Source organism: Stenotrophomonas sp. YJH_SMC_57 (genome assembly GCF_059369755.1).
Genome location: NZ_JCAFSZ010000001.1, coordinates 240,271 through 258,406 on the forward strand (window position 1 = coordinate 240,271; position 18,136 = coordinate 258,406).

Sequence of the window (18,136 nt, forward strand, 5' to 3'; positions counted from 1 at the left end):
GGCCCATGCTCGGCTTCGCATGACCGGATGCATTACGCTGGGGGCTCCCTCGCCCCCGAGAACGCCATGCGCCTGCTCGCTGCCGCCCTGCTCGCCTGCCTGCCGATGTCCGCCCTGGCCGCGCCGACCTATGGTCCGCGGCTGGAAGGTTTCGACTACGGCTATCCGGTGAAGACCTTCGCGCTGGAATCGCAGCAGCAGCCGCTGGAAATGGCCTACCTGGATGTCCTGCCCAAACGACGGGCCATCGGGGTGGTGGTGTTGCTGCACGGCAAGAACTTCTGCGCGGCCACCTGGCAGCAGACCATCGCCCCGCTGCTGGCCGCGGGCTACCGGGTGATCGCACCGGACCAGGTGGGTTTCTGCAAATCCAGCAAGCCCGAGCGCTACCAGTACACATTCGCGCAGCTCGCCGCCAACACCCACGCCCTGCTGCAGCAGCTGCAGCTGGGTGATGTGCCGGTGCACCTGGTCGGCCATTCGATGGGCGGCATGCTCGCGGTACGCTATGCGCTGATGTACCCGCAGGACCTGCGCAGCCTGTCGCTGGTCAACCCGATCGGGCTGGAAGACTGGAAGGCGCTGGGCGTGCCGTGGCGCAGCGTCGACGAGTGGTATGCCGGCGAGCTGAAAACCAGCTACGACAGCATCCGGCGCTACCAGTTGGACGTCTATTACGATGGCCAGTGGAAACCCGATTACGAGCCGTGGGCAAGGATGCAGTCGGGCATGTACGAAGGGCCGGGCAAGCAGGCCGTTGCCTGGAGCCAGGCGCTGGCCTCGGACATGGTGTTCAACCAGCCGGTGGTCTACGAACTGAAGCACCTGCAGGTGCCGACCACCCTGTTCATCGGCCAGAAGGACCGCACGGCGATCGGCCGCGACCGCGCATCACCTGGGCTGAAGGCCACGCTGGGCAACTACCCGGTGCTGGGCAAGGCCGCGGCGGCGGCGATTCCCGGCGCAACGCTGGTCGAGTTCGCCGGGCTGGGCCATTCGCCGCAGGTGCAGGATCCGAAACAGTTCAACGCCGCGTTGTTGAAGGCGTTGAAGTCGCGCTGAGGGGGGCGCGCCGGGCGATGCCCAGCGATCCCTTACCGCACGATGCGCAGCACGTCATCCAGCAACGCGGCGGCGGTGACTTCCGCGCCCGCGCCCGGTCCCTGGATCAACAACGGCTGGCGCTGATAGCGATCGCTATGGATGGCCACGCGGTTGTCGGTGCCCGCGCCCTGCGCCAATGGATGATCGGCAGGCAGCTCGCGCAGGCCCACCTGCGCACCCTGGCCATCGACGCGACCGACAAAACGCAGCACGCGCCCATTGTCGCGCGCCTGCTGCCAGCGTGCCTGCAGCGGCGCATCCAGCTGTTCCAGCGCGGCCACTGCATCTTCCAGCGGCAACGCGGCGAGCGCTTCAGGCACCAGCGAATCCACCTGCACCTGCGACGCATCCAGCGCCAACCCGCTGCTGCGGGCCAGGATCAGCAGCTTGCGGCGTACATCCTCGCCGGACAGGTCCAGCCGCGGATCCGGCTCGGTGTAGCCAGCCGCCAGTGCTTCGCGCACTGCGGCCGAGAACGGTGACTGGCCGTCATAGCGATGGAACAACCACGCCAGCGATCCGGACAGGACGCCCTCGATGGCATGGATATGGTCACCGCCGGCCACCAGCGCACGCAGGCTGCTCAGCAGGGGCAGGCCTGCCCCCACGGTGGCGCTGTCGCCGTAGCGTGCGCCACTGTCGGCGCAGCTTTCGGCAATCGCCTGCGCGCGCGCCAGCTGCGCGCCTCGCCCCAGCTTGTTGGCGGTCACCACGTGCACACCGCGCGCCAGCCACTGCACGTGCCGTGCGGCCACGTCTTCACTGGCGGTTGCGTCAACCACTACGTCACCACGCTCCAGCCCTTCCGCACTCGCCCACGGCGGCGAACTCTGGCCATCGCGCGGTGCTCGCCGTGCAAGTTCCAGCGGCAACGCCAGGTCGCGATCGATCTCCAGCGCAGTGCGCGAATTGGCCAGCCACTGCACGCTGGGCAGTTCCAGCCCGCGTGCCTGCAGCACCTGGTAGCGCTGCACGAACGCCGAACCGACCGTGCCGGTGCCGAGCAGCGCCAGGCGTCCCGCGCCCAGCGCAGGAATGTCAGCGGCCAGTGCGCTCATGCGTCCACCACCTGCTTGCGGCGTGCAGCGGCATCGATCACCGCTTCGGCGCGCTGCAGCGCGGCGCCGAGATCGGCCAGCAGGTCACGCTCGGCCTCGATGCCCACCGACAGGCGCAGCAGCCCTTCGCTGATCCCGGCCGCCGCACGCGCTTCGGCGGTCATCGCCGCATGGGTCATGGTCGCCGGATGCGCGATCAGGCTTTCGACGCCGCCCAGCGATTCGGCCAGGGTGAAACAACGCAGGCCATCAACGAACGCGCGCACCGCCGCGTGCGGATCGTCGCCGGCACAGTGCGCCAGCTCGAACGACAGCATCGCGCCGAAGCCCTCCTGCTGGCGTGCGGCGATGGCATGGCCCGGGTGATCGGCCAGGCCCGGGTAGTACACCGCGCCGACCGCCGGATGCTGCTCCAGCAGGGCAACAATCGAGGCGGTGTTTTCCTGGTGCACGCGCAGGCGTGCATCCAGCGTGCGCAGGCCGCGCAGGGTCAGGAACGCATCGAACGGCGAGCCGGTCAGGCCCAGCGCATTGCCCCACCACACCAGCTGCTCGTGCAGTGCCGGATCGCGCGCAACCACTGCGCCACCGACCACGTCGCTGTGGCCGTTGATGTACTTGGTGGTGGAATGCAGCACCAGGTCCGCGCCAAACGACAGCGGCTGCTGCAGGGCCGGCGACAGGAAGGTGTTGTCGACCACGACCAGGGCGCCGGCCTTGTGCGCGGCATCGATGACGAAGCGCAGGTCGGTGATGCGCAACAGCGGGTTGGACGGGGTTTCCACCAGCACCAGCTTCGGCTGGGTGGCCAGCGCCTGCGCCAGCGCACGCGGATCGGTCAGGTCGGCGGTGACCAGTTCGAAGTGGCCCTTCTTCGCCAGCGCGTTGAACAGCCGCCAGCTGCCGCCGTAGGCATCGTGCGGCACCACCAGCGTGTCGCCCGGCTGCAGCAGCGCGTTCAGCACCAGATTGATCGCGCCCATGCCGGTGGCGGTGACGACCCCACCGGCGCCGCCCTCCAGATCCGCAAGCGCTTCACCCAGCAGGTCACGGGTCGGGTTGCCACTGCGCGTGTAGTCGTACTGGCGCTTGTTGCCGAAGCCTTCAAAGCTGAAATTCGACGACAGCACGATCGGCGGAGTGACCGCACCATGCGCGGTATCACGATCGATGCCGGCACGGACAGCGGCAGTGGTACGGCTACAGGACGGCTCGTTGGCGTGCAGGCTCATGCGGACTCTCCAGAGGTACGGAAGGCGGTGGCGAGGATCGCGTCGATGCGATCGGTTTCTTTGAGGAAGGCGTCGTGGCCATAGGGCGAGCGCAGCACGCGCAGGCTGCCGCGCGGGCCCAGTCCTTCGACCAGGCCGACCAGGTCAGCCAGCGGCACCAGGCGATCGCCCTCCACAGCCACCACCACGGTCGGTGGCAGGATCGCGGCAGGGTCCACGCGGTGCAGGTCGATCGATTCGGACAGGCGCAGGTAGGCGGTCACCGGCGTGCGCGCGACGTACTGCGCCCCGGCGGCGTCGAGATAGTCTTCGGCGGCCACGCGCACGCGGCCATTGATCACTTCCGGCGCCGCATCGAAGCGCTCGCCGAATTCTTCCGGGGTGCGGTAGCTGAGCATGGCGAACTGGCGGGCCAGTGCCAGCCCGTGATCTTCGCCGCACTGCAGCTGGCCGAGCGCGACGGCGCGGCGCTGCAGTGCGCGCCAGGCCGCGGCATACGGGTGCGGGCGATGTGCGCCGCTGGCCAGCACCAGCTGGCGCACGCGGGCACGATGGCGGATCGCGAACTGCTGGCCCACCAGCGCGCCATACGAATAGCCGACGAACGCTTTCAGCGCGCGGATGCCCAGATGATCCAGCAGCAGCGCCAGCGCATCGGCCTGGTCGGCGGTATCGATCGGAACGTCCAGCGCACCGTCGGCCCCGATGAAGTCAAAGGCCAGCACGCGCAGCTGCTGTGGGTCCAGCGCGCGGCCACTACCGACCAGGTCTTCGGCCCAGCCCTTCTCGCTGAACTGCGGGTTGGACGCCACATGGCGGTGGGCGGAAATGCCACCGGCCAGCACCACCACCGGCGCATTCGCCGGGCCGACCCACTCATAGCGCAGGCGAACCGGGCTGGGGCCGGCGTGGCGCATCGACAGCACCGCGGCGAACTCACCGCGCTCGGCATGCACGCGGTCATCGACCGGCACGCTGACGGGGACAAAGGGTTCGGGGCGAAGCGCGGTACTGGCGGCGAAGCTCATGGCGGGATCCGGTTGGGGAATCGGCCATCGAGCCTTCGCGGGGCCCGCGTTCGAGATGCACGTGGGGTGCATGGTTCGAACCATCTTTCGGTGGACGCCACGGTCCCCGCAGGATTTGGCACCTACGCAGTCGCTTGCGCGCCTGCGGGCTGCCCCGGCTTCAAAGGGCCTGTCCCTCTGCCGGTCTCGATGGTGGGGCCACGATGCCAGCCCTTTCCAGCACTGTCAATCCCTTCATGCGGATAAAGCGATGGATATTTGCAGATGAACTCTGCGGAGGCCGTCCCGGTCGTCCCGTTCAGGATCGGGTACAGTCCCGGCGGCCCCTTTTGACCGGAACCACGGATGCCACGCCTGCCCCTGACCTGCCTGCTGCTGTGCCTGCTGGCGAGCGCGACGGCCCATGCAGGCGACTGGCGCCAGGGCTGGGGGCTGGTGCCCAAGGCCGCCCCTGCCACCGCTGGGGAATCTGCCCGGGATGCCACGCCGATGGCTCGACTGCGCCTGCAGCCGGTCGGCGAACAATGGCAGGCGCGGATCGACAACGGGCTGGCGGGGCCGTTGCAGATCGAACTGCGCGCGGCGCCGGGACACCCGGTCGAAGGCCTCCCGGTCGAATCACTGCTGCAGGGTGACAGCAGCCTGGTGGTCGGCCATCTGCCCGCCCCGATCGATGGCCGCATGCTCGATCTGCGCCTGCAGTCGGTGCCAGGCAATCCGTCCGCACAGGCAGAAGACGTCGCCTATCGCCTGCCCTTCGAGGCCGCCCGCCTGCGCGTGGACCAGGCGCCGCAGGGCCGGTTCAGCCACGATGACGAGGAGAACCGCGAGGCGGTCGACTTCGCACTGCCGGAGGGCACCCTGGTGCTGGCCGCGCGCGAGGGTACGGTGATGCAGATCCAGGATGGCTTCCAGGGCAACGGCCAGGACCGCGAACGCGATGGTGCCCGTGCCAACTTCATCCGCGTGCTGCACAGCGACGGCAGCATGGCCCTGTATGGCCACCTGCAGGCCGGTGGCATGCGCGTGCGTCGCGGCCAGGCGGTGCAGGCCGGGCAGCCGATCGGCCTGTCCGGCAACAGTGGTTACAGCAGTGCCCCGCACCTGCACTTCGTGGTGCAGGTCAACCGCGGAATGGGCCTGCGCTCGGTGCCGGTGCGCATCTTCGCCGCACAGGGCCAGCTGCAGTTCGCCCGCCAGGCCGGGGCAGACGGCGGCATCGGGCGCTGACCGGCGCCGGCCGGTATAATCGGGCGCTTATCTCTTTGAAAAGCGCCCCGGGCGGGCGCCACTGCCATGTCCGAAGTCGCCAACGAAGCGTCGCGTCGCCGCACCTTCGCCATCATCTCCCACCCTGACGCCGGCAAGACCACGCTGACCGAAAAGCTGCTGCTGTTCGGAGGCGCGATCCAGATGGCCGGTTCGGTCAAGGGCCGCAAGGCCGCCCGCCACGCCACCTCCGACTGGATGGCACTGGAAAAGGAGCGCGGCATCTCCGTGACCTCCTCGGTGATGCAGTTCCCGTACGAAGGCAAGATCGTCAACCTGCTCGACACCCCCGGCCACGCCGACTTCGGCGAGGACACCTACCGCGTGCTGACCGCGGTGGACTCGGCGCTGATGGTGATCGACGTGGCCAAGGGCGTGGAAGAGCGCACCATCAAGCTGATGGAAGTGTGCCGCCTGCGCGACACCCCGATCATGACCTTCATCAACAAGCTCGACCGCGAGGGCAAGGACCCGATCGAGCTGCTGGATGAAGTGGAAACCGTGCTCGGCATCCAGTGCGCCCCGGTGACCTGGCCGATCGGCATGGGCCAGCGCCTGAAGGGCGTGGTGCACCTGCTGACCGGCGAAGTGCACCTGTACGAACCCGGCCGCAACTTCACCCGCCAGGACTCGACCATCTTCCCGTCCATCGATGCCCCCGGCCTGGCCGAGAAGATCGGTGCGCAGATGCTGGCCGACCTGCGCGACGAACTGGAACTGGTGCAGGGCGCCAGCCACCCCTTCGACCTGGACGCCTACCGCGCCGGCAAGCAGACCCCGGTGTTCTTCGGTTCGGGCGTGAACAACTTCGGCGTGCAGCCGCTGCTGGACTTCTTCGTCGAGCACGCCCCGCCGCCGCAGGCGCGCACCACTACCGGCCGGATCATCGCACCGGAAGAAAACAAGCTGACCGGCTTCGTGTTCAAGATCCAGGCCAACATGGACCCGCAGCACCGTGACCGCGTGGCGTTCATGCGCGTCTGCTCCGGCCGTTTCAGCGCCGGCATGAAGACCTTCCACGTGCGTACGGGCAAGGAGATGAAGCTGGCCAACGCGCTCACCTTCATGGCCAGCGACCGCGAGATCGCCGCTGAAGCCTGGCCGGGCGATGTGATCGGCATCCACAACCACGGCACCATCTCCATCGGCGATACATTCACCGAGGGCGAAGCGGTCACCTTCACCGGCATTCCCAACTTCGCCCCGGAACTGTTCCGCCGTGCCCGCCTGCGCGATCCGCTCAAGCTCAAGCAGCTGCAGAAGGGCCTGGCCCAGCTGTCCGAAGAAGGGGCCACCCAGTTCTTCCGCCCGCTCACCAGCAACGACCTGATCCTGGGTGCGGTCGGCGTGCTGCAGTTCGACGTGGCCGCCTATCGCCTGAAGGACGAGTACGGCGTGGAAGCCACGTTCGAGCAGGTCAGCGTGACCACCGCGCGTTGGGTCCACTGCAGCAACGAGAAGAAGCTGGAAGAGTTCCGCGAGAAGAACGCGCTGAACCTGGCCCTGGACGCGGCCGGCCACCTGGTCTACCTGGCTCCGACCCGGGTCAACCTGCAGCTGGCGCAGGAACGTTCTCCGGATGTGCGCTTCTCGGCCACCCGCGAAGCGGCGCATACGGTGTCGGCCGGCTGAACCGCAAGGAGGCCCGCGGCGGTTCATCCACGCATGGCGTGGATCTACTGATCGCGGGCGCATCTGCGCAACGCGGGGATTCACCGACCATACGGTGATGGGCGTGCATGCGCCGCCCATCGCGGCGATGATAGAGGGGTGCGGGTCCCCCTCCCCGCGAACGATGCCCACGCCATGTCCACGACTTCCGTTGCTTCGATCCGCGAAGAAATCGCCAGCGCCCTGACCCACGGCCTGGGCGCCGTGCTCGCCCTCGGCGCGGGCGCGGTACTGATCACCCTGGCCGCCATCTACAGTGACGGCTGGCAGCTGGCCGGCGCCATCGTGTTCGGCATCGCGCTGCTGCTGCTGTATACGGCTTCCACCCTCTATCACGCCATCCAGCACCCGGTCGCCAAGGGTCGCCTGAAGGTGTTCGACCACTGCGCGATCTACGTCCTGATCGCCGGCACCTACACCCCGTTCACCCTGATCGGCCTGCGCGGCCCGTGGGGCTGGGGGCTGTTCGCGGCGATCTGGACCCTGGCCCTGGCCGGCGTGGTGTTCAAGCTGTTCTACACCGGCCGCTTCAAGCGCCTGTCCACCGCCATCTACGTGGCCATGGGCTGGCTGGTGATCGTGGCGGTCAAGCCGATGCTGGCCTCGATCGACGGCTGGACGCTGGGCTGGCTGCTGGCCGGTGGCCTGTCATACACCCTGGGCACCTACTTCTACCACCGCGAATCGATCCCCTATTCGCATGCGATCTGGCACCTGTTCGTGATCGGCGGCAGCGTCTGCCACTTCGTCGCGGTCACCATGCAGGTGTTGTAAGACAGGGCCCGCGCGCGGGTTGTGCACACCGCGCACATGGGTGCTTCGCGCCCTGTCCACGATGAGGGGGCAACCATGGCAGCGTGAATGCTGCCGCCTCCCCCGCCACATCGCGCACCTCCCGCTGGCGCCTCCGCCGACCCGGCCCGCGCGGCCGGCGCTGGCTGACGGTCCTGATCTTCCTGCTGGCGGCGGTCCTGCTGCTGATCGCACTGTGGGACTGGAACTGGTTCAAGGGGCCGGTCGAACGCGCCGTGCAGGCGCGCACCGGCCGGGCACTGCACATCGGCCAGCTGGATGTGGATCTCGGCCGCACCAGCACGATCCGCGCCGACGCGATCACCTTCGCCAATGCCAGCTGGGCGAAGCAACCGGACATGGCCAGCGCCGACCGCGTCGAGATCGACGTGCGGGTGTGGCCGCTGCTGCGTGGCAGCGTGCAGCTACCCGAAGTGCGCCTGACCCGGCCGGACGTCCTGCTGGAAACGGCCCCGCGCAAGGGTGAGCCGGGCAACTGGGATTTCCTCGGTGACAGCGCTGGCGGGCCAGGCCTCCAGCTCAAGCGCCTGCGCATCGACGACGGCCGCCTGCAGTTCCTCGATGCACTCGGCCGCACCGACATCCGCCTGGATGTGCGCAGCGGCCAGCCGAAACAGGCCGATGCCGCACCGCCGCTGCTGGTGCAGGGCAAGGGCCGCTGGCAGGGCAACCCGTTCACCCTGCGCGGCGGCACTGAATCACCGCTGCAGCTGACCGACAGCGACCACCCGTTCCGCATCCACCTCGATGGCCGCGCCGGGGCAACCCACGCGGTGGCCAACGGCACACTTACCAATCCGTTCCAGCTGCGCGTGTTCGACCTGCAGTTCGCACTGAGTGGTCAGGATCTGGCCGACCTGTACCCGCTGCTCGGCATCGCCATTCCGTCCTCGCCGCCGTACGCGTTGAATGGCCGCCTCAAGCGCGACCACGACACCTGGCGCTACGAGCAGTTCACCGGCAAGGTCGGCGACAGCGATCTTGGTGGCAACCTGCAGTTCGACGTCGGCGGCGCACGCCCGCGGCTGACCGCCACGCTGGAATCCAGGCGACTGGACTTCGACGATCTGGCCGGCTTCGTCGGTGCACCACCGAAGACCGGCAGCGGCGAGACCGCGAACGCCGAGCAGAAGGCCGAGGCCGCGCGCATCGCCGCGCGTGCCCGGGTACTGCCCGACACCCCGTACAACCTCGGCAAGCTGCGCGCGATGGATGCCGATGTGCGCTGGAAGGCCCACCGCATCAACGCGCCGTCGTTGCCGCTGGACGACATGGATGCGCACCTGCTGCTGGATGACGGCGTACTGCGGTTGGACCCGCTGAACTTCGGCGTGGCCGGCGGCGATATCCGCAGTACGATCCGCATGGACGCGCGGCAGGCGCAGATCAGCACTGCACTGAAAGCCAGCGTGCGCGGTGTGCAGCTGGGCCAGCTGTTCCCGGATGCAAAACTGGCCGAGCAGGCCAAGGGCGGCATCGGCGGCGAAGTCGACCTGAGCGGCCGTGGCAACTCGATCGCCGCGATGCTGGGCAGCAGCAGCGGCAAGGTCGGCCTGGCGATGGGTCGCGGCCATGTCGGCAACCTGGTGATGGAACTGGCCGGGCTGGATGTCACCGAGTCGTTGAAGTTCCTGGTGACCGGTGACAAGCAGATTCCCCTGCGCTGCGCCTTCGCCGACTTCGGCGTGCGCGACGGCCTGATGACCAGCCAGGCACTGGCGGTGGATACCACTGACACGATCATCATTGGCGAGGGCACGGTCAGCCTGCGCGACGAGACCCTCGACCTGCTGCTGAAGCCGCGTCCGAAGGACAAGAGCATCCTGGTGCTGCGCTCTCCACTGCACATCAGTGGCACGTTCAAGGACCCCTCGTTCCGGCCGGACTTCAAGGCGCTTGGCATTCGTGGCGCGGTGGCCCTGGCGCTGGGCAGCATCGCCCCGCCGGCGGCGCTGCTGGCGACCATTGAACTGGGACCGGGCAAGGATGCCAATTGTGGCGGGCAGTATGCGAAGTAGAAGCGTTGTTCGCGGCGCCTGAGTGAAGCGTAGTTTGAGGGTTACGGGTGACGCAGGCAGGACACGCCGTGAACCCATCCATGGGGGCTCGATGGCGCCATCCATGGCGCCAACGGTCCTGCCTGCGTCACCCGTCCCCCTCCCGACAGTTTCCCGCGCGCGCGGAACGAGAATGGAAATTCAAGGTCAAAAGAAAAAAGCAGAGTCAAAAGCTGTTGCCAACCAAGGTTGGCAGCTACCAAAAGCAGATCGTCTGCGGCGAATCTCACCGCGCTCGCGGCAATGTATCCAGAGGTAGAGGGCATGGGCGTGCAGGACCGTTGGCGCCATGGGCCCGAGGCATGCCTCGGGCGGGTTGGGCAGGACGCCCAACCCCGGTCTTGCCGTGTGCGCAGGACAGCGCACACGAGCAAGGCGCCATCGAGCCCCCATGGATGGGTTTACGGCGTGTCCTGACCAGCCGCACCCTCCGCCTCCCAACGTATCAGGAAAGCGCTGCTTTGGCTTTGGCTCTGGCTGCAAAAAGCGGGCCGGCGGGCCGCAGGCCCGCCAGCGAACAACTCATCCCGCCACGATGTACTGCTGCAGCTGATCCAGCTCCCTGCGCTGTGCATCGATCACCGACTTCACCAGATCACCGATGGAAATCACCCCCAGCACCTGCGCGCCTTCCACCACCGGCAGATGGCGGATGCGGTAATCGGTCACCAGCTGCAGGCAGTGCTCCACCTGCTCGCCCGGCGACACTGTCACCACCTGGGCCGTCATGATCTCGGCCACCGCCGTATCCCGCGACGAACGATCGCGCAGCACGATCTTGCGCGCGTAATCGCGCTCGGACAGGATGCCGACCAGTCGCGGCCCATCCATCACCAGCACCGCGCCGATACCCTTCTCCGCCATCAACCGGATCGCATCGATCACCGCCGCATCCGGCGCGACCGCATGTACTTCAGGAGACTTGCCGTCCAACAGTTGCCGTACCGTGGTCATCCGCCTGCCCTCCAAGGGTGGGTTGCAGGGCCGAGTCTGCCACGGCCGATGCTAGCCACGCGTCAACCAGGTACAGCGGCCGCTGCTTGGACTCTTCATACAGCCGCCCCAGGTATTCCCCGATCAGGCCCAGCGCGATCAGCTGCACGCCGCCCAGGAACAGGATCACCGCCATCATCGTCGGCCAACCCGCCACCCGATCGCCATACAGCGCCGCCTTGACGATCACCCACAGGCCGAACACGAAGGCCACCGCCGCCGTTGCCAGCCCCAGATAGGTGGCGGCCCGCAGCGGCACGGTAGAGAAACCGGTGATGCCCTCCAGGGCGAAGTTCCACAGCCGCCACAGGCTGAACTTGCTGGTACCAGCCACGCGCGCATGGCGGTGATAGGGCACCGCCACCCGCTTGAACCCGACCCAGCTGAAGAGGCCCTTCATGAACCGATGACGCTCGCGCATCTCGCGCAGTGCGCTCAGCGCGCGCGGCGACAACAGGCGAAAATCCCCGGTGTCGGCAGGGATCGGCGTGCGCGACAGGCGCCCCATCACCCGGTAGAACATCGCCGCCGTGGCGCGCTTGACCCAGGCCTCGCCATCGCGGGCCATGCGCGTGCCATAGACGTTGTCGTGCCCCTCGCGCCAGCGCGCGACGAACTGCGGCACCAACTCCGGTGGGTCCTGGCCGTCCGCATCGAGGATCATCGCCGCCCCCTCGCGCACCAGGTCCAGGCCGGCCGTCAGCGCGGCCTCCTTGCCGAAGTTGCGCGAGAGCTTCAGCGCCGAGACCCGCGCATCGGCCTGGGCCAGGCCGGCGATCACCGGCCAGGTGTCGTCGTGGCTGCCGTCGTCCACATACAGGATGTGGCCTTCGATGTCGGGCATGCCATCCAGCACCGCGCACAACCGCGGATGCAGCAACGGCAGTGCCAGGGCCTCGTTGTAGGCGGCGATGACAAAGGTAAGCCGTTCACGGGTCATGCCCGGATTGTACGTTGCCGGCGCGCATGCGGGCCGCCACCTGCAGACCCGGCAGGCCGCGCCCTCACTCCTCCGACAGGTACGCCGCCCCCCCCAGCTGCCGCGCCTGGCGCTGGATCCATGCCGCACGCCGCTGTACATAGGGCCCCGGCGCCGCCGCGTTGTAGCGCCGTGGTGCCGGCAGCACCGCCGCCAGCCGCGCGCTTTCGGCCGGGCTCAGCCGAGCCGCGTCCTTGCCCCAGAATTTCTGCGCCGCGGCCTGTGCGCCATACACACCATCCCCGAACTCGGCGATGTTGGCGTACATCTCCAGGATGCGCTCCTTCGGCCACAGCGCTTCGATCAGCACCGTGTACCAGACCTCAAGGCCCTTGCGGACCCAGCTGCGGCCCTGCCACAGGAACAGGTTCTTGGCCACCTGCTGGCTGATCGTGCTGGCACCGCGCAGGCGGCCCCCCTTTGCGTTGTGGTCGCGTGCCTTTTCGATGGCCTGCAGGTCGAATCCATTGTGGTCGGGAAAGCGTTGATCTTCGGCCGCCACCAGCGAGATCGGCAGGCTGGGCGCCATCTGGTCCAGGTCGCGCCACTGGTAATGCAGCCGATAGGACCAGTCCGCCTCACCCAGCGCCTCACCGTAGCGCCACAGCATCACCATGGACCCGGGCGGGTCGATGAACCGCAATACCAGTACCTGCAGGCAGCTGAAGGCGGCCAGCAGCACCGGCAGCCACAGCAGCCGCTTCCAGCGCCAGCGCCTGCGGCGAGGGACGTCCGCCCCGGCCTCGACCTTGTGCTGCTCTCCCGCTGCCCCCATTACTGGTGCATCCTTCTTCTGTCTGGTTGTCGGCGCATTATCCGGCAACCGCCTCCGTTTACGCGCGATGTGAGCCGATGACCGCCAACTCCGATTCCCTGATCCGCTTCCTGCTGCCCGACGCCGGCGTCCGCGGCGTGCATGTGCACCTGCAGGCCACCTGGCAGGAAATCCTGTCCCACGCCCAGTACCCGGATACCGCTGCCGAGCTGCTCGGCGAGGCCTGCGTGGCCTCGGCGCTGTTCACCGGCCACACCAAGATCGATGGCCGCCTGTCGATCCAGCTGCGCAGCAGCACCGCCCTGCGCACGCTGTTCGCCGAATGCACCGCCGCCGGTACCCTGCGCGGCATCGCCCAGCTCAGCGACGGTGCCGACGCGCCGCGCGACCTGTCCAGCCTGGGCGATGACGCCCTGCTCGCGATCACCATCGAGAACCCGGGCCTGGACCCGCGCGAACCGCAGCGCTACCAGAGCCTGGTCGGCCTGACCGCACCGGAACTGGACGAAGCCTTCGAGGACTACTTCCGCCAGTCCGAGCAGCTGCCGACCCGCCTGCTGCTGGCCGCCGACCGCAACGGTGCCGCCGGCCTGCTGCTGCAGAAGCTGCCGGGCGACGAAGGCGACGAGGACGGCTGGGCCCGCGCCAGCGCCCTGTTCGAGACCCTGGGCAAGGCCGAACTGCTGGCCACCCCGGCCGAGCAGTTGCTGCACCGCCTGTTCCACGAGGAGAAGCCCGAGCTGATGGGCAGCAAGCCGCTGTCCTTCGCCTGCTCCTGCTCGCGTGAACGGGTCGCATCGATGCTGCAGTCGCTGGGCGAGGAGGAGGCCCGTGCCGCCGCCGAAGCCACCAACGCAGTCGAGGTGCGCTGCGAATTCTGCGGGCGTGAGTATCACTTTCCTTTGACGGAGTTCGGCATACTGTTCCACGGTGCCGAGGGGACTGTGCCGGCACCTGAACGGCTTCAGTAATCGGCTGGTCTTGCATCTGGGGGGATCAAGGCTTGTTAAGAATTCATAAACGCCCTACGATCAAGTTCCCGTTTCCGCGGGAACTTCCGTTGTTCATCCCTGTCTGAACTGGTCCGATGCGTACCTTCCTGCGTCTACCGCTGGCCCTGCTGATCGCCCTTGGAGCGATTGCGGGCGCGCATGCGCAGAGCAAGGACACCCGTACCGTGCTGCCGGTGTGGAACAAGGGCAGCGGCAAGGTCGAGGCCCTGCTGTATCTGGAACCCACCGGCGAACAGGCAGCCGGCGCCCGCTGGCACTTCGGCCGCAACTCGCTGGATGCCGCCTTCGGCCTGTCCTCCGGCGATTCGCTGGGCCTGCTCTGCAACAGCAGCAGCGGAACCAGCATCAGCGGCCTGGCCAGTCACTGCATGCTGGCCAGCCTCGGCGACGATGACGACCTCAACAGCCGCCGCTTCACCGGCACCGCCGCACTGAACCGTGGCAACAGCCGCCTGGGCATCACCGCCGGTACCGGCCGTGAAACCCTGCCGGCCTGGCTGTCAGGCCCGAACAAGACCCCTTCGCTGCGCGCCGAGCAGAACGACCTGACCGTGTTCGCGCAGAAGAACATCGGCCGCGAGGGCTTCGTCTCCATCGCCGGCACCTATGCCAAGGCCCGCCTGGTACCGCTGGCTGATGCCTCACCGGCCATCGTCGATCGCTGGGACAGCAAGAGCCTGAGCATCGGCGCCGGCTACGGCAACTTCACCGGCAGCATCATCGGGCGTGTCGTCGACGTGCCGGGCAAGCCTGGCAAATGGGAAGGCCTGGGAATCGGGCTGACCTGGCGTACTCCCTGGTCCGGCCAGCTCACCGTTGGCGCCGAGAACGTGATCAGCCGCGGCAAGAATCCGTTCTCGCCGCGCAATGAAAGCAACGATGACGGCACCGTGCCGTACGTCCGCTACGAGCAGGATCTCTGACCGGACAGCACCGGCGGGGCTCACAATCCGGGCGTTGAATGGGAACGGGTGCCGCAGGGCGCCCGTTCTTTTTTTGCGCCGCAGCAATCCTGAATGGCCGATGGACGGAAAGAATTCTTTCGCCTGCACACTGCAACAACCGAAATATTTTCTTTCACATGAAACTAACGCCAGGCTGGCGAGCTGGGCTGGAACGGCCTCAAGTCATTGAATTCAATGACGTCAATGACCTGCCCCCATCGCATTCAGCCCTGCCACGCCCTGTATTAACACACCTTTAATTTTTGGGAACGCACCAGTACTATCGGCTCAGCCTCGCGTTTTTTGGAGCGCCTTTTCGCTCCGTACGCAGGCAATCACCCAGCCAAGATTTCTTGGAGAGAGAGAGCCAATGAACTTCAAGTCCAACAAGCTGCGCGACGCCGTCCTGGTCGCGCTCGTTGCCGGTGTGGCGTCCACTGCCACCGCCCAGGCTCAGGAAGCGACCAACCTGGACCGCATCTCGGTCACCGGTTCGCGCATCAAGAGCACCGACATCGAAACCTCGCAGCCGGTGCTCAGCCTGACCCGTGCCGACATCGAAAAGCAGGGCGTGACCTCGGTCGCCGACATCCTGCAGCGCGTCGCCGCCAACGGTGCCGCCCTGAACCGTACGTTCAACAACGGCGGTGACGGCTCGGCCGGCGTCAGCCTGCGCAACCTCGGTTCCGAGCGCACCCTGGTGCTGGTCAACGGCCGCCGCTGGACCACCGGTCTGGATGGCAGCGTCGACCTGAACACCATCCCGACCGCGATGATCGAGCGCATCGACGTCCTGAAGGACGGCGCCTCGACCATCTACGGTTCGGATGCCATCGCCGGCGTGGTGAACATCATCACCAAGCAGAACTTCGATGGTGCTGAAGCCAACGTCTACAAGGGCCAGTACAGCGCCGGCGACGGCGAGCGCACCGCGGCCGACTTCACCCTCGGCACCACCACCGATCGCGCTTCGCTGGTGCTGGGCGTGTCCTACGTTGACGAGAAGGCCGTGATGGCCGGTGATCGCAAGATCTCCGCCGGTGGCCCGCCGTTCTTCAGCGGCCAGAGCGGCACCGGTATTCCGGGCTCCTATGTCCGCAATGATCAGCGCTACGTCATCATCAATGGTGTGGAAACGCCGTTCGTCTCCAACCAGCACGGTTACAACACTGCGCCCGACAACTACCTGCTGACCCCGAACGAGCGCACCTCGCTGTTCGCCGTCGGTTCGTACAACATCACCGACAACATCACCTTCCGTACCGAGGCGATGTACAACGAGCGCAAGTCCGAGCAGCTGCTGGCTGCGATGCCGGTGACCGGCATGACGCTGTCCGCTGACAGCATGTACAACCCGTATGGCGTCGACCTGACCGGCGTCAACCGCCGTTTCAATGAAACCGGCGGCCGTTCGTTCAACCAGAACGTCAAGAACTGGCACTTCTACGGTGGTTTCGAAGGCTTCTTCGAGTTCGCCGGTCGCAACTTCGACTGGGATGTCGGCTACCGCTACGACAAGACCGACCAGAACGATCTGACCTACGGCCTGTTCAATGTACAGCGCCTGGAAGAAGCGTACGGCCCGTCGGCCATCCGCGATGGCAGCCCGGTCTGCTTGAACTCGGCAGGTGCCGTCATTGCCGGTTGCGTGCCGATCAATCCGCTCGGTGGCCTGGGCTCGATCTCGCAGGGCGCTCTGGACTACACCTCGTTCACCGCGCACGACTCGGCGAGCCTGGTATCGAAGAGCTACTACGCCAACATCTCCGGCGAAATCGTGCAGCTGCCGGCCGGTGCGCTGAGCTTCGCTGCCGGCTACGAAGGTCGTAAGGAAAGCGGCCAGTTCGATCCGGACGCCTTCATCGCCTCGGGCCTGAGCACCGGCAACGGTGCAGCACCGACCAAGGGTGCCTACGACCTGGACGAGTTCTACGTGGAACTGTCGATCCCGGTGCTGGCAGACCTGCCGGGCGCCAAGCTGCTGGACTTCAGCATCGCCTCGCGCTTCTCGGACTACAGCAACTTCGGCAACACCACCAACAACAAGTTCGGCTTCCGCTGGAAGCCGATCGATGACCTGATGGTGCGTGGTAACTACTCCGAAGGCTTCCGCGCACCAAGCATCAACAATCTGTACCGCGGTGACACCGACTCGTTCGAGACCTACGCCGATCCGTGCGCCCGGGCCAACAACCCGACCGGCGCCGTGCTTGCCCAGTGTATTGCACAGGGCGTTCCGGCCAACTTCGTCCAGCCGAACACCGATGGCGAGCCTGGCCCGCTGCAGACGGTCGAGCCGTTCACCTGGAAGTCGAACCCGAACCTGAAGCCGGAAACCTCGACCAGCAAGACGCTGGGCCTGGTGTGGAGCCCGAGCTTCGTCACCGGTCTGAACGTCACCCTGGACTGGTGGCAGATCAAGATCGAAGACGCCATCACCCGTCCGGCGATCGGCGACATCATGGATCGTTGCTACGGTGGTACCGCACAGCAGCAGGCAGCCTACTGCGGCCTGATCACGCGTGATCCGAACTACGGCACCGCCAACGAGCGCTACACCATCACCAACGTCGACATGCCGCTGATGAACCTGGCGTCGTACAAGGTGGAAGGCTGGGACCTGGGCGTCCTGTACCGCCTGCCGGAAACCTCGTTCGGCCAGTTCACCGTCAGCCTGGACGGCACCTACCTGTCGAAGTGGGAAACCAAGTCGACCGAGGATGCCCCGGTTGAAGGTCGCCAGGGTCGCTACCTCGACCAGGATCCGTACTGGCGCGTCCGTTCCAACCTGTACGTCGACTGGTCCTACGGTGATTTCGGCGTCAACTATGGCCTGCGTTACAAGTCGGGCATGACCGAGGTCTGCTCGCTGGGCGGCGCACTGCGCAGCTACTGCTCGGATCCCGACAACCGCGAAAACCACATCGGCGCCACCACCTACCACGACGTCCAGTTCCGCTACAACACGCCGTGGAAGGGCACCATCATGGTCGGCCTGAACAACGTGTGGGACAAGAACCCGCCGGTGTCCTACTCGGTCCGCGCCAACATGTTCGACCCGCAGTACGACCTGCCGGGCCGCTACATGTACATGCAGTACAAGCAGAAGTTCTGATCGATCCACTGATCGGCTGATGCAGCAACGGCCCCGCAAGGGGCCGTTGTTCTTTGTGGCGCCGGCCATACGTGGATGGCACGCA

14 protein-coding genes and 1 riboswitch are annotated in these 18,136 nt (G+C 66.8%); of the genes, 8 read left to right on the forward strand and 6 right to left on the reverse strand.

Annotation, left to right across the window (positions count from 1 at the left end):
• The first annotated feature begins 66 nt into the window (after positions 1 to 66).
• Positions 67 to 1,062: an alpha/beta fold hydrolase gene (locus AC5P7U_RS01055; RefSeq protein WP_312561579.1), complete on the forward strand. Its 996-nt coding sequence runs from the start codon at positions 67 to 69 to the stop codon at positions 1,060 to 1,062.
• A 32-nt stretch (positions 1,063 to 1,094) separates the two neighbouring features.
• Here the strand turns inward: AC5P7U_RS01055 and AC5P7U_RS01060 are convergent, their stop codons facing one another.
• From AC5P7U_RS01060 to metX, 3 genes are read right to left on the reverse strand one after another with little or no spacing between them, the layout of a single operon-like run.
• Positions 1,095 to 2,162: a homoserine dehydrogenase family protein gene (locus tag AC5P7U_RS01060; RefSeq protein ID WP_006464045.1), complete on the reverse strand. Its 1,068-nt coding sequence runs from the start codon at positions 2,160 to 2,162 to the stop codon at positions 1,095 to 1,097.
• Positions 2,159 to 3,394 carry an O-succinylhomoserine (thiol)-lyase gene (locus AC5P7U_RS01065; RefSeq protein ID WP_414554953.1) on the reverse strand — a complete coding sequence of 412 codons (1,236 nt, stop codon included), beginning with the start codon at positions 3,392 to 3,394 and terminating at the stop codon, positions 2,159 to 2,161. The genes AC5P7U_RS01060 and AC5P7U_RS01065 overlap by 4 nt, the downstream gene beginning before the upstream one ends.
• Positions 3,391 to 4,422, reverse strand: a complete 1,032-nt coding sequence (metX, locus tag AC5P7U_RS01070) for a homoserine O-succinyltransferase MetX (RefSeq protein WP_197564538.1) — start codon at positions 4,420 to 4,422, stop codon at positions 3,391 to 3,393. The genes AC5P7U_RS01065 and metX overlap by 4 nt, the downstream gene beginning before the upstream one ends.
• A 77-nt stretch (positions 4,423 to 4,499) precedes the next feature.
• Positions 4,500 to 4,618, reverse strand: a riboswitch (SAM riboswitch).
• A 149-nt stretch (positions 4,619 to 4,767) separates the two neighbouring features.
• Between metX and AC5P7U_RS01075 the strand changes: the two genes are divergently transcribed.
• The 4 genes from AC5P7U_RS01075 to AC5P7U_RS01090 all read left to right on the forward strand — a co-directional run bounded on the left by AC5P7U_RS01075 (position 4,768) and on the right by AC5P7U_RS01090 (position 10,193).
• The gene (locus AC5P7U_RS01075) at positions 4,768 to 5,652 is read left to right on the forward strand and encodes a M23 family metallopeptidase (RefSeq protein WP_414554954.1); all 885 of its coding nucleotides are present in this window, start codon (positions 4,768 to 4,770) and stop codon (positions 5,650 to 5,652) included.
• Positions 5,653 to 5,718: 66 nt separating this feature from the next.
• Positions 5,719 to 7,323 (forward strand): peptide chain release factor 3, encoded by a 1,605-nt coding sequence (locus AC5P7U_RS01080; RefSeq protein ID WP_006464054.1) that lies wholly within the window; start codon positions 5,719 to 5,721, stop codon positions 7,321 to 7,323.
• A 174-nt stretch (positions 7,324 to 7,497) separates the two neighbouring features.
• Entirely contained in the window at positions 7,498 to 8,136 is a 639-nt protein-coding gene (trhA, locus tag AC5P7U_RS01085; protein WP_005418403.1) for a PAQR family membrane homeostasis protein TrhA, read from the forward strand.
• A gap of 83 nt (positions 8,137 to 8,219) precedes the next feature.
• Positions 8,220 to 10,193 (forward strand): AsmA family protein, encoded by a 1,974-nt coding sequence (locus AC5P7U_RS01090; RefSeq protein ID WP_197564536.1) that lies wholly within the window; start codon positions 8,220 to 8,222, stop codon positions 10,191 to 10,193.
• Positions 10,194 to 10,754: 561 nt separating this feature from the next.
• Here AC5P7U_RS01090 and AC5P7U_RS01095 read toward each other — a convergent pair.
• From AC5P7U_RS01095 to mtgA, 3 genes are all read right to left on the reverse strand, one after another.
• Positions 10,755 to 11,186: a CBS domain-containing protein gene (locus AC5P7U_RS01095; RefSeq protein WP_012511858.1), complete on the reverse strand. Its 432-nt coding sequence runs from the start codon at positions 11,184 to 11,186 to the stop codon at positions 10,755 to 10,757.
• The gene (locus tag AC5P7U_RS01100) at positions 11,146 to 12,165 is read right to left on the reverse strand and encodes a glycosyltransferase family 2 protein (protein ID WP_049455965.1); all 1,020 of its coding nucleotides are present in this window, start codon (positions 12,163 to 12,165) and stop codon (positions 11,146 to 11,148) included. Before AC5P7U_RS01100 ends, AC5P7U_RS01095 begins: the two co-directional genes overlap by 41 nt.
• A gap of 64 nt (positions 12,166 to 12,229) precedes the next feature.
• Positions 12,230 to 12,979, reverse strand: coding sequence for a monofunctional biosynthetic peptidoglycan transglycosylase (gene mtgA / locus AC5P7U_RS01105; protein ID WP_006464101.1), 750 nt, complete (start codon positions 12,977 to 12,979; stop codon positions 12,230 to 12,232).
• A gap of 77 nt (positions 12,980 to 13,056) precedes the next feature.
• Between mtgA and hslO the strand changes: the two genes are divergently transcribed.
• The 3 genes from hslO to AC5P7U_RS01120 all read left to right on the forward strand — a co-directional run bounded on the left by hslO (position 13,057) and on the right by AC5P7U_RS01120 (position 18,051).
• Positions 13,057 to 13,950 (forward strand): Hsp33 family molecular chaperone HslO, encoded by an 894-nt coding sequence (hslO, locus tag AC5P7U_RS01110; RefSeq protein ID WP_006464103.1) that lies wholly within the window; start codon positions 13,057 to 13,059, stop codon positions 13,948 to 13,950.
• Positions 13,951 to 14,066: 116 nt separating this feature from the next.
• Positions 14,067 to 14,915, forward strand: coding sequence for an XOO1806 family protein (locus tag AC5P7U_RS01115; RefSeq protein ID WP_006464105.1), 849 nt, complete (start codon positions 14,067 to 14,069; stop codon positions 14,913 to 14,915).
• A gap of 391 nt (positions 14,916 to 15,306) precedes the next feature.
• The gene (locus AC5P7U_RS01120; protein WP_197564364.1) at positions 15,307 to 18,051 is read left to right on the forward strand and encodes a TonB-dependent receptor domain-containing protein; all 2,745 of its coding nucleotides are present in this window, start codon (positions 15,307 to 15,309) and stop codon (positions 18,049 to 18,051) included.
• Positions 18,052 to 18,136: the final 85 nt, after the last annotated feature.

What these genes read in the sequence shown, in the direction of transcription:
- AC5P7U_RS01055 (WP_312561579.1), top strand. Translation starts at nt 67, where the DNA reads ATGCGCCTGCTCGCTGCCGCCCTGCTCGCCTGCCTGCCGATGTCCGCC.
- AC5P7U_RS01060 (WP_006464045.1), bottom strand. Translation starts at nt 2,162, where the DNA reads ATGAGCGCACTGGCCGCTGACATTCCTGCGCTGGGCGCGGGACGCCTG.
- AC5P7U_RS01065 (WP_414554953.1), bottom strand. Translation starts at nt 3,394, where the DNA reads ATGAGCCTGCACGCCAACGAGCCGTCCTGTAGCCGTACCACTGCCGCT.
- metX (WP_197564538.1), bottom strand. Translation starts at nt 4,422, where the DNA reads ATGAGCTTCGCCGCCAGTACCGCGCTTCGCCCCGAACCCTTTGTCCCC.
- AC5P7U_RS01075 (WP_414554954.1), top strand. Translation starts at nt 4,768, where the DNA reads ATGCCACGCCTGCCCCTGACCTGCCTGCTGCTGTGCCTGCTGGCGAGC.
- AC5P7U_RS01080 (WP_006464054.1), top strand. Translation starts at nt 5,719, where the DNA reads ATGTCCGAAGTCGCCAACGAAGCGTCGCGTCGCCGCACCTTCGCCATC.
- trhA (WP_005418403.1), top strand. Translation starts at nt 7,498, where the DNA reads ATGTCCACGACTTCCGTTGCTTCGATCCGCGAAGAAATCGCCAGCGCC.
- AC5P7U_RS01095 (WP_012511858.1), bottom strand. Translation starts at nt 11,186, where the DNA reads ATGACCACGGTACGGCAACTGTTGGACGGCAAGTCTCCTGAAGTACAT.
- AC5P7U_RS01100 (WP_049455965.1), bottom strand. Translation starts at nt 12,165, where the DNA reads ATGACCCGTGAACGGCTTACCTTTGTCATCGCCGCCTACAACGAGGCC.
- mtgA (WP_006464101.1), bottom strand. Translation starts at nt 12,979, where the DNA reads ATGGGGGCAGCGGGAGAGCAGCACAAGGTCGAGGCCGGGGCGGACGTC.
- hslO (WP_006464103.1), top strand. Translation starts at nt 13,057, where the DNA reads ATGACCGCCAACTCCGATTCCCTGATCCGCTTCCTGCTGCCCGACGCC.
- AC5P7U_RS01115 (WP_006464105.1), top strand. Translation starts at nt 14,067, where the DNA reads ATGCGTACCTTCCTGCGTCTACCGCTGGCCCTGCTGATCGCCCTTGGA.
- AC5P7U_RS01120 (WP_197564364.1), top strand. Translation starts at nt 15,307, where the DNA reads ATGAACTTCAAGTCCAACAAGCTGCGCGACGCCGTCCTGGTCGCGCTC.